The organism is Pseudomonas sp. GM80, assembly GCF_000282515.1.
Taxonomy (GTDB): Bacteria; Pseudomonadota; Gammaproteobacteria; order Pseudomonadales; family Pseudomonadaceae; genus Aquipseudomonas.
The window spans coordinates 1-15,967 of the sequence record NZ_AKJD01000216.1 but is presented as its reverse complement, the minus strand read 5'-3'; the positions used below and the strand labels follow the sequence as shown (position 1 = coordinate 15,967).

10 protein-coding genes are annotated in these 15,967 nt (G+C 59.8%); 6 read left to right on the top strand and 4 right to left on the bottom strand.

What is annotated here, in order from left to right; genetic code table 11:
• Nucleotides 1-271: 271 nt before the first annotated feature.
• Nucleotides 272-2,353, top strand: a complete 2,082-nt coding sequence (locus tag PMI37_RS26985; protein WP_008087203.1) for a putative bifunctional diguanylate cyclase/phosphodiesterase — start codon at nt 272-274, stop codon at nt 2,351-2,353.
• Between the two features lie 294 nt (nt 2,354-2,647).
• On the top strand, nt 2,648-3,394 hold the full coding sequence (locus PMI37_RS26980) for an SDR family oxidoreductase (RefSeq protein WP_008087201.1): 747 nt from the start codon (nt 2,648-2,650) through the stop codon (nt 3,392-3,394).
• A gap of 149 nt (nt 3,395-3,543) precedes the next feature.
• Here the strand turns inward: PMI37_RS26980 and mapR are convergent, their stop codons facing one another.
• The 3 genes from mapR to PMI37_RS26965 form a co-directional block, all read right to left on the bottom strand.
• Complete coding sequence (gene mapR / locus PMI37_RS26975) at nt 3,544-4,953, bottom strand: GntR family transcriptional regulator MpaR (RefSeq protein ID WP_008087199.1); 1,410 nt, start codon at nt 4,951-4,953, stop codon at nt 3,544-3,546.
• Between the two features lie 276 nt (nt 4,954-5,229).
• Nucleotides 5,230-6,660: a cytochrome c oxidase accessory protein CcoG gene (ccoG, locus tag PMI37_RS26970; protein WP_008087197.1), complete on the bottom strand. Its 1,431-nt coding sequence runs from the start codon at nt 6,658-6,660 to the stop codon at nt 5,230-5,232.
• A 195-nt stretch (nt 6,661-6,855) separates the two neighbouring features.
• A complete protein-coding gene (locus PMI37_RS26965; protein ID WP_008087195.1) occupies nt 6,856-7,104 on the bottom strand; it encodes a DUF3203 family protein in 249 nt (82 codons plus the stop codon).
• Nucleotides 7,105-7,227: 123 nt separating this feature from the next.
• Between PMI37_RS26965 and PMI37_RS26960 the strand changes: the two genes are divergently transcribed.
• Nucleotides 7,228-7,740: an MgtC/SapB family protein gene (locus PMI37_RS26960; RefSeq protein ID WP_008087193.1), complete on the top strand. Its 513-nt coding sequence runs from the start codon at nt 7,228-7,230 to the stop codon at nt 7,738-7,740.
• Between the two features lie 145 nt (nt 7,741-7,885).
• On the opposite strand, the gene PMI37_RS32095 is transcribed toward PMI37_RS26960, so the two are convergent.
• Nucleotides 7,886-8,044 carry a hypothetical protein gene (locus PMI37_RS32095; protein WP_008087190.1) on the bottom strand — a complete coding sequence of 53 codons (159 nt, stop codon included), beginning with the start codon at nt 8,042-8,044 and terminating at the stop codon, nt 7,886-7,888.
• Nucleotides 8,045-8,260: 216 nt separating this feature from the next.
• Here PMI37_RS32095 and PMI37_RS26955 point away from each other — a divergent pair, with 216 nt between their 5' ends.
• The 3 genes from PMI37_RS26955 to glgB all read left to right on the top strand — a co-directional run.
• Nucleotides 8,261-10,258: an alpha-1,4-glucan--maltose-1-phosphate maltosyltransferase gene (locus PMI37_RS26955; RefSeq protein ID WP_008087188.1), complete on the top strand. Its 1,998-nt coding sequence runs from the start codon at nt 8,261-8,263 to the stop codon at nt 10,256-10,258.
• A gap of 134 nt (nt 10,259-10,392) precedes the next feature.
• The gene (gene treS / locus PMI37_RS26950) at nt 10,393-13,734 is read left to right on the top strand and encodes a maltose alpha-D-glucosyltransferase (RefSeq protein WP_008087185.1); all 3,342 of its coding nucleotides are present in this window, start codon (nt 10,393-10,395) and stop codon (nt 13,732-13,734) included.
• 2 nt (nt 13,735-13,736) lie between these two features.
• On the top strand, nt 13,737-15,967 hold a 2,231-nt coding region (glgB, locus tag PMI37_RS26945; protein WP_008087175.1), incomplete at its 3' end, for a 1,4-alpha-glucan branching protein GlgB.

Sequence of the window (15,967 nt, the reverse complement as noted above, 5' to 3'; positions counted from 1 at the left end):
GGCTTATGTAGGAGCTGTCGAGTGAAACGAGGCTGCGATCCTCTGATCTTGCTTGTTAAAGAATCAAGGTCAAAAGATCGCAGCCTTCGGCAGCTCCTACAGGGGGAAAGGTGCTTTCCAGAGCCTTGTAGGACGATCAAACAAACGTTTCATCGGGTTAGTGGCAATTTGATTACTTTGTCAGTGCGTTCTTCTGTGCAATCAGTACAATCGGCGCATTTGCCCGGCCGAGAATGGACGCAGTACGGATCGGGTCGCCACGAGAATGCACATGCTCATCGGTAGTTATTCGTTCACCCTGGTTTTCATTTCGCTGTGCGTGGCGATCCTCGCGTCATACACCGCACTTGACCTGACCGGGCGCATTGCCACCGCCAAGGGACGTGCCGTGCATTTCTGGACGGCAGGCGGTGCGCTGGCCATGGGCGTGGGCGTCTGGTCGATGCACTTCATCGGCATGCTCGCCTTCAAACTGCCGATCGATCTGGGCTACGACATCACCATTACCGCGCTGTCGCTGCTGATCGCGGTGCTGTCCTGCGGGTTTGCCTTGTGGCTGGTCAGCCAGCCGAAATTGCCGATCCTGCAGCATGCATTCGGCGCCTTGATCATGGGCGCCGGCATCAGCGCGATGCATTACACCGGGATGGCCGCCATGCGCATGACACCCGGGATCGACTATGACCCGGCGCTGTTCGGCGCGTCCTTGTTGATCGCCGTCGGTGCTTCGGCCGCCGCCCTGTGGATCGCCTTTCGCCTGCGCCAGCATTCGCCCTATGTGCGCCTGATTCGCGCCGGGGCAGCGGTGATCATGGGCATTGCCATTGTCGGCATGCATTACACCGGCATGGCCGCCGCGCAGTTTCCCGATGGCAGCTTCTGCGGCGCCACCCTCAATGGTCTGAAAGGCAACGGCCTCGACAGCCTGGTGCTGATCACCACGCTGGCGGTGCTGTCGATCGCATTGCTCACATCGATCCTCGACGCACGCCTCGAAGCGCGCACCGCCGATCTGGCGCACTCGCTGACGGTGGCCAACCGCGAGCTCACGCAACTGGCGCTGCACGACACCCTGACCGGTCTGCCCAATCGCATGCTGCTCGATGACCGGATCAATCAGGCGATGAAAAAAGTCCATGAGCAGGGCGGCTGTTTTGCCTTGATGTTCATCGATCTGGACGGATTCAAACCGGTCAATGATGCTTTCGGCCACCACATGGGCGATCAGTTATTGCGCGAAGTGGGCGTGCGCCTGCGCGAAGATTTGCGCAGCCTGGACACCCTGGCGCGGATTGGCGGCGACGAGTTTGTGCTGTTGGTGCGCCTGACCGAACCCAATGATGCATTGGGTCTGGCGGCGCGTCAGGTGGGCCTGATTGCGCGGCCGTTCCGTGTTGCCGAACATGATTTGCAGATTTCCGCCAGCGTTGGCATTGCTCTGTACCCGGGCAATGGCCTGAACGCTCAGGAACTGTTGATGAATGCCGACGCGGCGATGTACCACGCCAAGGGGCTCGGCAAAAACGGTTACAGCTTCTTTGACGCGTCGATGAACAACAACGCGCGCAAGCAGTTGCAGCTGTTGCAGGACCTGCGCGCGGCACTGGAACACAGCCAGTTCAGCTTGTATTACCAACCCAAGTTCAACGCCGCCACGGGTAACCCGGTTGGTGCCGAAGCACTGTTGCGCTGGCAGCATCCGCTGCACGGCATGCTCATGCCGGACAAGTTCATCGAACTGGCGGAGAAGACCGGCCTGATCATCCCGATCGGCGAATGGGTGCTCAACGAGGCTTGCCGGCAGATGCGCGAGTGGTACGTGCTGGGTTACACCGATTGGCGTATTGCGGTGAATCTGTCGGCGTTGCAGTTCTGCCATGCCGGGCTGGTACAAAGCGTTGCCAAGGCACTGGCTACGCATCATTTGCCGGCCAATAGCCTGACGCTGGAAATCACTGAAACCACGGCCATGAGCGATGCTGACGCGAGCATGACTGTGTTGCAGGAGTTGTCGGACATGGGCGTTGACCTGTCAATCGACGACTTTGGTACCGGTTATTCGAGCCTGATGTACCTCAAGCGCCTGCCGGCCAATGAGCTGAAAATTGACCGTGGTTTTGTCCGCGATCTTGAGCACGACAGTGATGATGCGGCGATTGTGTCGGCGATTGTCGCGCTGGGTCAGGCACTGGGTTTGCGCATTGTCGCCGAAGGTGTTGAAACCGGCGTGCAACAGGATTTCCTCACTCAGCTTGGCTGTGATTCGTTGCAGGGTTATCTGCTCGGGCACCCGATGCCGGCGGAACGCTTCATGCAAGACATCGTGCGCGGCGAACAACTGATTCCTGCCTGAGACAACATCCTGTGGCGAGGGGATTTATCCCCGTTGGGTTGCGCAGCAGCCCCTTTTACTTGCACCCCGGTTCTTGCTGACACACCGCACTGGCTGATTTTGGGGCCGCTTCGCAGCCCAACGGGGATAAATCCCCTCGCCACAAGGGATGTGTGTTTTCAGGATGACTGTGTTCACTGTTAATTGTGTTCACAGGGGTGAAGGGTCTGCCCCCAACACAGCCCATGCAAAACCCGTCAAGGGCGGTTATTCTTTCCCCCGACTGTTATGGGTGCATTGGGGGGAAAGGCCAGCATGGATAAAGTCATTGTGATCACCGGTGGCGGGCGCGGGATCGGCGCCGCTACGGCGCTGTTGGCTGCCGAGCAAGGCTATCGGATCTGCATCAATTACCAGCAAGACGAACAGGCCGCGCAAAGCGTGCTGGAACAAGTCCGTGCTCTGGGCGCACAAGCCATTGCGGTCCGCGCCGACGTCAGTATCGAAGACGAAGTGGTCGCGCTGTTTCACCGGGTCGACACCGAATTGGGCCGCGTCACCGCACTGGTGAACAATGCTGGCACCGTCGGACACAAATCTCGGGTCGATGAAATGTCCGAATTCCGCATCCTCAAAATCATGAAAACCAACGTGCTGGCGCCAATCCTCTGTGCCAAGCACGCGATCCTGCGCATGTCGCCCAAACACGGCGGGCAGGGCGGCAGTATCGTCAACGTCTCCTCGGTAGCCTCGCGACTGGGCTCGCCGAATGAGTACGTCGATTACGCCGCCTCAAAAGGCGCGCTGGACTCGTTTACCATCGGTTTGTCCAAGGAAGTGGCGGGCGAGGGGATTCGCGTCAATGCAGTACGTCCGGGGTTCATCTATACCGATTTCCACGCACTGAGCGGCGATCCGGATCGGGTCAGCAAGCTGGAGTCAGCGATTCCGATGGCCCGTGGGGGGCGGCCGGATGAGGTGGCGGAGGCGATTGTCTGGTTGTTGTCGGATAAGGCTTCGTATGCGACCGGGACGTTTGTTGATCTCGGGGGCGGGCGTTAGTTTTTTAAATCTATGTGAATAGTTGCGGCCCCATCGCTGGCAAGCCAGCTCCCACAGGGATCTTCAGCGTACACAAAATGTGTGAGCGACCAAGAAACCTGTGGGAGCTGGCTTGCCAGCGATGAAGCCCGCGCATTCAACATCGAATATCAGAACGACCGCACGATCCGCCCCAACGTCTCCATGGCCTTTTCCGAATCCTCGGTCCACGGGCTGCCGTAATTAAGGCGAATACAATTCCTGAAACGCTGCGTCGGCGAAAAAATCGGTCCCGGTGCGATGCTGATGCCCTGCGCCAATGCCATCTGAAACAGCTTCAGCGAATCCATCTGTGGCGGTAATTCCAGCCACAAAAAGTAGCCGCCTGCCGGTTGGCTGACCCGTGTCTGTGCCGGGAAGTAGCGGGCAATCGCGGCGAGCATCGCGCTCTGTTGTTCTTCCAGTGCGTAACGCAATTTGCGCAGATGCCGGTCGTAGCCACCGTGTTGCAGATAGTCGGCAATCGCCGCTTGCGCCGGCATCGAGGCGCACAGCGAGGTCATCAGTTTCAGCCGTTCGATTTTCTGCGCGTAACGCCCGGCGGCCACCCAACCGATGCGGTAGCCGGGGGCGAGGCTCTTGGCGAACGAGCCGCAATGCATGACCAAACCTTCGGTGTCGAAGGCCTTGGCCGGTTTCGGTGCCTGCTGGCCGTAATAAAGCTCGGCGTAGACGTCGTCTTCGATCAGCGGCACCTGATGGCGGCGCAGCAGTTCGACCAGTTCCTGTTTCTTCGCCTCAGGCATGGTCGCGCCCATCGGGTTCTGGAAACTGGTCATGCACCAGCAGGCCTTGATCGGATGACGCTCCAGAGTCTGCGCGAGCACGCCAAGGTCGATGCCGTCGCGCGGGTGCACGGGGATTTCCACGGCTTTGAGTTTCAGCCGTTCCAGCACTTGCAGGCTGGCGTAAAACGCCGGGGCTTCGATGGCCACCAGATCGCCGGGCTCGGTCACCGCTTGCAGGCACAGATTCAGTGCTTCGAGGGCGCCGTTGGTGATCAGTAGTTCTTCCATCGGCAGCATCAGGCCGCCGACCATGTAGCGCAGGGCGATCTGTCGACGCAGTTGCGGGTTGCCCGGCGACATGTCGGTGACAACCATGCGCGGGTCCATCTCGCGGGCGGCGCTGGCCAGCGAACGCGACAGGCGTTGCAGCGGGAACAGCGTCGGGCTGGGGAACGCCGAGCCGAAGGGTACGGTGCTCGGGTCCTTGATCGATTCCAGTACCGAGAACACCAGTTCGCTGACATCGACTTCGGTGGAGTCATTGACGTGACTGCTGATGACGGGCTCGGAAAACGGGCTTGGCGCGTGGGTGTTGACGAAGTACCCGGAGCGCGGCCGGGCACGAATCAGGCCACGGCGTTCCAGCAGGTAATACGCCTGGAATACCGTGGACGGGCTGACGCCGTAGGTCTGGCTCGCGTAACGCACCGAAGGCACGCGCTGGCCGGGGCCGAGGACGCCGGAGCGGATCAGTTCAGCGATGTCGTCGGCGAATTTTTCGTAGCGTTTCATCGAGGAGCCTTGGTGCTGGTTGATGATGAGGTGTGTCAGGAGAACTGCCCCTCACCCTAACCCTCTCCCAGAGGGAGAGGGGACTGATTGGGGGATGCTTGTGAACTACACCGACCTGAAAGTGCTTTGCTGAATCCATAATCGACTCGGCCTGAACATGCTTTGCTGAATCCATAATCGACTCGGTCTGTCAGGTCGATGTATAGCGACAGACACCTCGGTCGGCCCCCTCTACCCCTGGGAGAGGGCTGGGGTGAGGGAGCGGATTCTAACGGCTCAACGATTCATCGGCGCAACAAACCTGCTCTTCGCCACGCTGTAAACCTCAGGCTCATCGCTGTCGGCAATCTTGAAGCTCAGGGTCTGCGAGCTGCTGGCCGGGCGTTCGGTGGTCATCGCCACCGACACCGGCACGTCAACGATCTCGCCCGGCGCCAGACTCAGTTCAGTCTTGCCTTGTAGCTGGAAGCCGTCGCCGTCCACCAGGCTCAAGTTGTAAGTCTGGCGTTGCTGGGTCTTGTTGATGACTTTGAGGCTATAGATGTTTTCGATCTGGCCCTGACCGTTCTCGCGGAATAGCCCACGATCCTTGGTCACGTCCAGCGACACCATCGGCCGCTCGACCAACGCCAGCGCCAGAGCGCCGATCATCGCCAGCAGCACCACGGTGTAGCCGATCAGTCGGGGCCGCAGCAGGTGCGTCTTGCCACCCTGCAATTCGCGCTCGGAGCTGTAGCGGATCAAGCCGCGCGGGTAGTTCATCTTGTCCATGATCGAGTCACAGGCGTCGATGCACGCGGCACAACCGATGCATTCCATCTGCAAGCCGTCACGGATGTCGATGCCGGTCGGGCAGACCTGCACACACAACTGGCAGTCGATGCAATCGCCGAGCCCGGCTTCAAGCGGTTTGACGTCGCGTTTGCGCGGGCCACGGTTTTCGCCACGGGCCACGTCGTAGGCAATCGCCAAGGTGTCCTTGTCGAACATCACGCTCTGGAAGCGCGCATACGGGCACATGTGCATGCACACCGCTTCACGCAGCCAACCGGCGTTGATGTAAGTGGCAGCGGTGAAAAACAGCACCCAGAACAGGCTGACACCGCCGATCTGCAAGGTCAGCAGCTCTTCGGCCAGTGGCCGGATCGGGGTGAAGTAGCCAACGAAGGTCAGGCCGGTCATCACGCTGATCGCCAGCCACAAGGTGTGCTTGGCCGCACGCCGCGCGAGTTTGTTCAGGCTCCACGGTGCGGCTTGCAGTTTGATGCGCTGGTTGCGCTCACCCTCGGTGATCTTTTCGCACCACATGAAGATCCACGTCCACGAACTCTGCGGGCAGGTGTAGCCGCACCAGACCCGGCCAGCGAACACGGTGATGGCGAACAGGCCGAACGCGGCAATGATCAGCAGCGCCGAGAGCAGGATGAAATCCTGTGGCCAGAAGGTCGCGCCGAAGATGTGGAATTTGCTTTCGGAAAGGTCCCAGAGCACTGCCTGCCGGCCACCCCAGTTCAGCCACACGGTGCCGAAGAACAGCAAAAACAGAAGCCCCGCGCCGCTCATGCGCAAGGTGCGGAACAGACCGGTGAAGCTGCGGGTGTGAATCTGGTTGTCGCTGGATTTGGCCGTCGCCTTCATTGGGCGTGCGGGCACACTTTTTATAGTGGGAGATGCTTCTACGGTTCGGACGGGGATTTGTTCGCTCATGGTTATTCGCTCATCAGCCTCCATCAGGCCAGAGCACTATGAGCGTCGATCTGTTTGCATAACAGACTCAGGTATTTCAATAAAAAGCGGATCAGATGGCTTTTTGCACAGCGCCTGCGTCAACTTGAAGCAGCCCGCAGACAAAGGCGCAAACGCCTATCGCAGACGTTTGCGCCGGGTGTTGATCCGGGTCAGTCAAATCACCGAATCACTCTCGTCGGCCTTCAGGTGCTTGCGACCGTCTCTGGCACCGGCAACGGTCAAGGCGTCGGCCTCGGCTTCGGTGATGTAAACGCGGCGGCCTTCTATTTCAACGAAAGACATGGCTTTGTCGCTATCTGTCCTGACTTCAAGGGTGTCGCAAATGCGAATTTCCTCACCATTTTCGACGGTGAAAAAACACACTTTTTGCTCGGGATTGGATTCATCGACTCGCAGAGGCATGGCGGCAGTCCTTTTTTCAGGGGTATCTGCAAGGTTAGGGCGCGCGCTTCGCTGATCGTTCTGCGCAACTGATTAATGGTCGCCGCTGTCCATCGTCTATGAGCCAATAACAAGGACTGCACGATGAACGCGTGGTGGCATGAAGTGTGGGCAACCCTGCAAGCGGAATTCGCCGACGTCGGCGATGCGTCGCAGCTGACGCGCATTACCGTGCGCCTGCTGATGGCGGCGATTCTCGGCGGGATTCTCGGGTTTGAGCGTGAGCACAGAGGCAAGGCCGCCGGGGTGCGCACGCACATGCTGGTGGCGCTGGGAGCGGCGCTGTTTGTGCTGGTGCCGCAAACGTCAGGGGCGGAGTCCGATGCGATGAGCCGGGTGCTGCAGGGGGTGATTGCCGGGATCGGTTTCCTCGGCGCCGGGACTATTTTGAAGAACCCGGAAGGCGACGAAGGTCACGTAAAGGGCCTGACCACAGCGGCTGGGCTGTGGATGACGGCGGCAATTGGCGTGGCGGCAGGGATGGGCAAAGAGGCGACGGCGTTGCTCAGTACCTTGTTGGCGTTGGGCATCTTCAGCGTGATGCCACGGATCGTGAAGTTTTTCGAGAAGGAAGAGCAGAAGACGGATGACCACTGATCGCTCCTGCGCCGGCTGATCATTCCCACGCTCTGCGTGGGGATGCCTCAATGGACGCTCTGCGTCCGCTTGGGGACGCGGAGCGTCCCGGGCTGCATTCCCACGCCGAGCGTGGGAACGATCAGGTACCTGAGGGGTGGCGGATTCAGAGGATCACGGGGGGCATGGTCGTTGGTGGTTCTTCCTTGGGGGGTGGCGTGGTGCCTGGTGGTTCCTGCTCGGGAATCGGTTGCGGTTCGGTTTCGGGCAGGGTGGGTTTGTCGATGTTCGGATCGGGTGTTTCGGCCGGGATCGGGATGTTCATCGGTGGACCTCCGTGTGGCACATGGCGTGAGAAGTGCTTAAGTGGATTGACCACCTCGTGGCGAATTCGATCCGCTTTTCTGTAACGGCAATTTCATCTGAACTTTTCCCGGGGCAGGTCGCTCGGAACCTAAGTGAGTTCATTCCGGACGGGCGCTCGATTGCGAACGCTGAACCGGCACAAGAGCGTCCTTTGGGCGTTAAGGAGAGATGCTCAATGACTGCTGAAACCCCCTCAGAACTGAGCTACAACCCGCACATCCCGCTGTCGCAGGCCTTGTTGTTGCCACGCATCGCCATCGAAAACACCCTGCCGACCCTCGATGGCGGCCAGTTTGCCGTCAAGTCGATCGCCGGGCGCGAAATTGTGGTCACCAGCAAGGTGTTCGCCGACGGCCACGACAAACTGGCCGTGCGCATTCGCTGGCGCGAGGAAGGCGAGGAGACCTGGCAAAGCGAGGTCATGTCCGATCAAGGCAATAACGGCTGGCAAGGCCAGTTCCGTCCTGAGCATCAGGGGCGTTTTCTGTACTGCATCGAAGCGTGGATCGATCACTTCGCCAGTTTCCAGTACGAGCTGGAGAAGAAACACACCGCCGCCGTACCGGTTTCGCTCGAGTTGCAAGAAGGCCGGGCGATGGTGCAACAGGCCGCCGAACGCAGCGAAGGCCAGCTCAGCGAACAGCTCGCCGCGCTGCACCATGAACTGTCGGGGTTGCTCGAAACCGAGCAGGTCGCGCTGTTTCTGCACTCGCGCAGTGCGCAATTGATGGCCGAGGCCGATCACCGCGCCTACTTGAGCGTCAGCCCTGAATTCCCGGTGGACGTCGAGCGTGAGCTGGCCGAGTTCGCCAGTTGGTACGAGCTGTTTCCGCGCTCGATCACCGATGACCCCAAACGTCACGGCACCTTTAATGACGTGCACTCGCGCTTGCCGATGATCCAGGACATGGGTTTCGACGTGTTGTACTTCACGCCGATCCACCCGATCGGCCGCGCGCATCGCAAGGGTCGCAACAACTCGCTGAGCGCTGGCCCGGATGATCCTGGCAGCCCGTATGCGATTGGCAGCGAGGAGGGTGGTCACGAGGCGATTCACTCGCAACTCGGTACTCGCGAAGACTTCCGTCGACTGGTGGCGGCGGCTGCCGATCATGGCCTGGAAATCGCTCTCGATTTCGCCATTCAATGTTCTCAGGATCACCCGTGGCTCAAGCAGCATCCGGGCTGGTTCAACTGGCGCCCGGACGGCACGATCAAATACGCGGAAAACCCGCCGAAGAAATATCAGGACATCGTCAACGTCGACTTTTACGCGCCGGATGCGATTCCGAGCCTGTGGGTCGAGCTGCGCGACATCGTCATCGGTTGGGTCGAGGAGGGTGTGAAGATCTTCCGCGTCGACAACCCGCACACCAAACCGTTGCCGTTCTGGCAATGGCTGATTGCCGATGTGCGGGCGTTGCACCCGGAAGTGATCTTCCTCGCCGAGGCGTTCACCACGCCGGCGATGATGGCGCGGTTGGGCAAGGTCGGGTACACGCAGAGTTACACCTATTTCACCTGGCGCAACACCAAGGCCGAACTGGCCACGTACCTCACCGAGCTGAATGAATCGCCGTGGCGCGAGTGCTACCGGCCGAATTTCTTCGTCAATACGCCTGACATCAATCCGGCATTCCTGCATGAGTCCGGGCGTCCGGGGTTCTTGATCCGCGCGGCGCTGGCGACCATGGGCTCGGGCCTGTGGGGCATGTATTCCGGGTATGAACTGTGTGAAGCGGCGCCGGTGCCGGGCAAGGAGGAATACCTCGACTCGGAGAAATACGAGATCCGCGTCCGCGACTTCACCGCACCGGGCAACATCATTGCCGAGATCGCCCAGCTCAACCGCATCCGCCGACAGAACCCGGCGTTGCACACGCATCTGGGCCTGAAGGTCTACAACGCCTGGAACGACAACATTCTGTACTTCGGCAAGCGCAGCGCCGATGGCAGCAATTTCATTCTGGTCGCGGTCAGCCTCGATCCGCATAACGTGCAGGAAGCGAATTTCGAACTGCCGCTGTGGGAAATGGGCTTGCCGGACGATGCGACGACCCATGGTGAAGATTTGATGAACGGACATCGCTGGGACTGGCATGGCAAATACCAGTTCATGCGCATAGACCCGGCTTACCAGCCGTTCGGCATCTGGCGAATCACCACCGATTGATGCACGCCTAACCCAATGTAGGAGCTGCCGAAGGCTGCGATCTGTTGATCTTGCTTGCAGAAAACAAAATCAAAAGATCGCAGCCTTGGGCAGCTCCTACACAGGAATTGAATAGAATTCAGCAGGAGTTTCACATGGCGAAGAAACCCAAGGCAGCCACCTTTATCAAAGACCCGCTCTGGTACAAGGATGCGGTGATCTATCAGGTTCACGTAAAATCGTTTTTCGACTCCAACAATGACGGGATCGGCGACTTTCCCGGCCTGATCGCCAAACTCGATTACATCGCCGAACTCGGCGTCAACACCATCTGGCTGTTGCCGTTCTATCCCTCGCCACGCCGTGACGACGGCTACGACATTGCCGAATACCGTGGCGTACACAGCGATTACGGGACCATGGCCGATGCCAAGCGCTTCATCGCCGAGGCGCATAAACGTGGTTTGCGGGTGATCACCGAGCTGGTCATCAACCACACCTCTGACCAGCACCCGTGGTTCCAGCGCGCGCGCAAAGCCAAGCCCGGCTCGGCGGCACGGGATTTTTACGTGTGGTCGGACGACGATCAGAAGTACGACGGCACGCGGATTATTTTTCTCGACACGGAAAAGTCCAACTGGACCTGGGACCCGGTCGCGGGCCAGTACTTCTGGCATCGTTTCTATTCGCACCAGCCGGACTTGAATTTCGATAACCCGCAAGTGATGAAAGCCGTGCTCTCGGTGATGCGTTACTGGCTGGACATGGGCATCGACGGCCTGCGCCTCGACGCCATTCCGTACCTGATCGAGCGCGACGGCACCAACAACGAAAACCTCCCCGAGACACATGACGTCCTCAAGCAGATTCGCGCCGAAATCGACGCCAATTACCCCGACCGCATGCTGCTCGCCGAGGCCAACCAATGGCCGGAAGACACCCAGCTGTATTTCGGTGACACCGACGCCAGCGGCTTGAATGGTGACGAATGCCACATGGCGTTCCACTTCCCGCTGATGCCGCGCATGTACATGGCGTTGGCCCAGGAGGATCGCTTCCCGATCACCGACATTTTGCGCCAGACCCCGGAAATTCCCGCCAATTGCCAGTGGGCGATTTTTCTGCGCAACCACGATGAATTGACCTTGGAAATGGTCACCGACAAAGAGCGTGACTACCTGTGGAATTACTACGCCGCTGACCGCCGCGCACGGATCAACCTCGGTATTCGTCGACGCCTGGCACCGCTGATGGAGCGCGACCGTCGTCGTGTCGAGTTGCTTAACAGCCTGCTGCTGTCGATGCCCGGCACGCCGACGTTGTATTACGGCGACGAGATCGGCATGGGCGACAACATCTATCTCGGCGACCGCGACGGCGTACGCACGCCGATGCAGTGGTCGATCGACCGCAATGGCGGCTTCTCCCGCGCCGATCCGGCAAGCCTGGTGCTGCCGCCGATCATGGACCCGCAATACGGTTACCTGTCGGTCAACGTCGAAACCCAGGCCGGTGATCCGCATTCGTTGCTCAACTGGACACGACGCATGCTCGCCGTGCGCAAGCAGTCCAAGGCGTTCGGTCGCGGCACGTTGAAAATGCTTTCACCAAGCAACCGCCGGATTCTCGCGTACACCCGCGAATTCACCGACGCCGACGGCAAACACGAAATCATCCTCTGCGTGGCTAACGTGTCGCGCAGCGCGCAAGCGGCGGAACTGGACCTGTCGGCGTACGTCGGCATGGTGCCGGTGGAGATGCTCGGCGGTAACGCGTTCCCGCCGATTGGTCAGTTGAATTTCCTCCTGACTTTGGCGCCGTACGGTTTCTACTGGTTTGCGCTTGCCACGGAAAATCAGATGCCGAGCTGGCACGTGGAACCTGCGCAGAGCCTGCCGGACTTCACCACGCTGGTGTTGAAAAAACGCATGGAAGAGCTGCTCGAAGCACCGTCCCGCGCGACGCTGGAGCAAAACATTTTGCCGAGCTGGCTGCAGAACCGACGCTGGTTCGCCGGCAAGGACGCGGCCATCGACAAGGTGAATCTGGCCTACGGTGTGCGCTTTGGCGACGCCCAACATCCGGTGCTGCTCAGCGAAATCGAGGTCACCAGCGCTGGCCAGACCAGCCGTTATCAGCTGCCGTTCGGTTTTATCTCCGAAGATCAGGTCGGCCCGGCGCTGCCGCAGCAACTGGCGTTGTCGCGCGTTCGTCGCGTGCGTCAGGTCGGTTTGATCACCGATGCGTTCAGCCTCGAAGCGTTTATTCGCGCCGTGCTGCAAGGCATGCAGAACAACACCGTGCTGGAGTCAACCGAGGGCGAGATCCGTTTCGCACCGACGGCGCAACTGGAAAAACTCGGCCTCGGTGCCGAGTCGGAAGTGCGCTATCTGTCGGCTGAGCAATCGAACAGTTCGGTGGTGATCGGCAACAGCCTGGTGCTCAAGCTGATCCGCAAAGTGGCTTCCGGCGTGCACCCGGAACTGGAGATGAGCGCGTACCTGACCGAGGCCGGTTTCGAGAATATTTCTCCATTGCTTGGCTCGGTGATTCGTCGCGATGCCCAGGGCGAAGACAACTTGCTGATGATCGCCCAAGGCTATCTGAGCAATCAGGGCGACGCCTGGGAATGGACGCAGAACAACCTTGAACGGGCACTGCGCGATGAACTTGCCGATGCCATGTCCGAGCAGGAGCAACATTACAACGCGCTGGGCGAATTGAAGGATTTCGCCAGCCTGCTCGGCCAACGCCTCGGCGAGATGCACAACGTGCTCGCGGCACCGACCGACAACGCCGATTTCGCCCCACAGGTGTCCACCGCCAAGGACATGCAAGCGACGGCCAAGGATATTGCTGCTCAAGTCGAACACGCGCTGAAGTTGCTCAAGCAGCATCAGGGCGAACTCAGTGCGGCGGATCAAAAGCTGGTGAAACGGCTGGTCGACGAGAAAAAAACCATCCTCGCCCATGTGCAGGATCTGGCGAAGAAAGCCACTGGCGGCTTGCGCATTCGCGTGCATGGCGATCTGCACCTGGGCCAGGTGCTGGTGATCAAAGGCGATGCCTACCTGATCGACTTTGAGGGCGAACCGGCGCGGCCATTGAGCGAGCGCCGTGGCAAACACAGTCCGTACAAAGATGTCAGTGGTGTGCTGCGCTCCTTCGATTACGCGGCGGCGATGACCATCAACGTCCACAACGTCGACCACAGTGCCGAGTCCGAAGACGCCCGCCGTCGCGTGGCCGAGCGTTACTTGCGTGAGGCCCGTGAAGCATTTGTTCAGGCATATCGCCGCGCGGCAGCTAGTCTTGATCATGCTTGGCAAGATCCTGAAGGGGCCGACGCTGCGCTGGCATTGTTCGGTCTGGAGAAGGCGGCCTATGAAGTGGCCTATGAAGCCGAAAATCGCCCCACGTGGCTGCCCGTGCCGTTGCACGGTTTGTATGGGTTATTGACGGGGCTTAAACCCTTTTCCGATCTTGGTGGAGAGTAGTCATGAGTTTCTCGAACAAGGAACAGGGTCAGGTCAAAGAAGCATTGCTGCCCTCGGCGAAAGATATCGATGCCTTGGTGCGTGCTGAACATCACGATCCTTTTTCAATTCTTGGCCCCCATGGCGATGGCGCTGGCGGGCAATTCATTCGCGCTTATCTGCCCGGTGCGTTGAGCGTTGTGGTGCTGGACAAGGACAGCGGCGAAGAACGCGGCCCGCTGGAGCAAACCGAAACGCCGGGGTTGTTTGTCGGCCATTTCGAGCAGGCGCGCCCGTACCAGTTGCGCACGCGCTGGGCCGGTGGCGAGCAGGTCGCGGAAGATCCGTACAGCTTCGGCCAGTTACTCGGTGAAATGGATTTGTATCTGTTCGCCGAGGGCAATCACCGCGACCTCAGCGCGTGCCTTGGCGCGCAGCTGAAAACTGTCGATGGCGTCGACGGCGTACGGTTTGCCGTGTGGGCGCCGAATGCCCGGCGTGTGTCGGTGGTGGGTGATTTCAACGTCTGGGACGGCCGTCGCCATCCGATGCGCTTGCGTCATCCGTCCGGGGTCTGGGAGTTGTTTATCCCGCGCCTGCAAGCGGGTGAGTTGTACAAATATGAAATTCTCGGCGCCCACGGGATCTTGCCGCTCAAGGCTGACCCGATGGCGCTGGCCACCAGTCTGCCGCCGGACACCGCGTCGAAAGTCGCCGAACCGCTGCAAATCGACTGGCAGGATCACGACTGGATGAACAGCCGCCGTGACCGCCACAAGCATTCGGCGCCGTTGTCGATCTATGAACTGCACGCCGGTTCGTGGCAATGCGAGCTGGATGATCTGGGCGAAGTGGCGCGCCAGTACACCTGGCCGGAATTGGCCGAGCGGCTGATCCCTTACGTCAAGGAACTGGGCTTCACCCACATTGAATTGATGCCGATCATGGAGCACCCGTTTGGCGGTTCCTGGGGTTATCAATTGCTCTCACAATTTGCCCCGAGTGCGCGCTACGGCTCGCCGGCGCAGTTCGCGGAATTCGTCGACGCCTGCCACCGGGCGGAAATTGGCGTGATCCTTGACTGGGTGCCGGCGCATTTCCCGACCGATGCTCACGGCATGGCGCAGTTCGACGGCACCGCGCTGTACGAATATGGCAATCCGCTGGAAGGTTTCCATCAGGATTGGGACACGCTGATCTACAACCTGGGGCGCACCGAAGTGCACGGCTATATGCTGGCCTCCGGGCTGCACTGGTTGAAGCATTTCCATGTCGATGGTTTGCGCGTCGATGCGGTGGCCTCAATGCTGTACCGCGACTATTCGCGCAAGGCCGGCGAGTGGGTGCCGAATCGTCACGGCGGGCGGGAAAATCTGGAAGCCATCGATTTTCTCCGGCACTTGAATGACGTGGTGGAGCTGGAAGCACCGGGCGCCCTGGTGATCGCCGAGGAATCCACGGCGTGGCCGGGCGTCAGTCAGAGCACCCAGCAGGGCGGCCTCGGTTTTGCCTACAAGTGGAACATGGGCTGGATGCACGATTCGCTGCATTACATTCAGCAGGATCCGGTGTACCGCGCGCATCACCACAATGAGCTGAGTTTCGGCCTGGTCTACGCCTGGTCTGAGCGCTTCATCTTGCCGATCTCCCACGATGAAGTGGTGCATGGCAAACACTCGCTGATCGACAAGATGCCCGGCGATCGCTGGCAGAAGTTCGCGAATCTGCGGGCTTATCTGAGTTTCATGTGGACGCACCCGGGCAAGAAGCTGTTGTTCATGGGCTGCGAGTTTGGCCAGTGGCGCGAGTGGAATCACGATCAGCAGCTGGATTGGTATCTGCTGCAGTATTCCGAGCACAAGGGCGTACAGAAACTGGTTGGCGACCTTAATCGGCTGTATCGCGAGGAGCCAGCGCTGCACGATCAGGATGACGCGCCTCAGGGGTTCCAGTGGTTGATTGGCGATGATGCGATCAACAGCGTTTACGCCTGGCTGCGCTGGAGCAAGGACGGCCAACCGGTGCTGGTTGTGGCCAACTTTACCCCGGTACCGCGTCAGGCCTATCGCGTGGGCGTGCCGTTCGCCGGGCGCTGGACAGAGCTGCTCAACAGCGATGCCGACACCTATGCCGGTTCCAATTACGGCAATGGCGGCGGGGCGTTTACCGAGGAAGTGCCGAGCCATGGCCAGTCGTTATCGCTGGAACTGAACCTGCCGCCGTTGGCGGTGTTGATCCTCAAGCCTGAGGGTTG

Bases quoted from the DNA above. Each gene is read 5' to 3' on its own strand.
- PMI37_RS26985 (WP_008087203.1), top strand. From the start codon at position 272: ATGCTCATCGGTAGTTATTCGTTCACCCTGGTTTTCATTTCGCTGTGC.
- PMI37_RS26980 (WP_008087201.1), top strand. From the start codon at position 2,648: ATGGATAAAGTCATTGTGATCACCGGTGGCGGGCGCGGGATCGGCGCC.
- mapR (WP_008087199.1), bottom strand. From the start codon at position 4,953: ATGAAACGCTACGAAAAATTCGCCGACGACATCGCTGAACTGATCCGC.
- ccoG (WP_008087197.1), bottom strand. From the start codon at position 6,660: ATGAGCGAACAAATCCCCGTCCGAACCGTAGAAGCATCTCCCACTATA.
- PMI37_RS26965 (WP_008087195.1), bottom strand. From the start codon at position 7,104: ATGCCTCTGCGAGTCGATGAATCCAATCCCGAGCAAAAAGTGTGTTTT.
- PMI37_RS26960 (WP_008087193.1), top strand. From the start codon at position 7,228: ATGAACGCGTGGTGGCATGAAGTGTGGGCAACCCTGCAAGCGGAATTC.
- PMI37_RS32095 (WP_008087190.1), bottom strand. From the start codon at position 8,044: ATGAACATCCCGATCCCGGCCGAAACACCCGATCCGAACATCGACAAA.
- PMI37_RS26955 (WP_008087188.1), top strand. From the start codon at position 8,261: ATGACTGCTGAAACCCCCTCAGAACTGAGCTACAACCCGCACATCCCG.
- treS (WP_008087185.1), top strand. From the start codon at position 10,393: ATGGCGAAGAAACCCAAGGCAGCCACCTTTATCAAAGACCCGCTCTGG.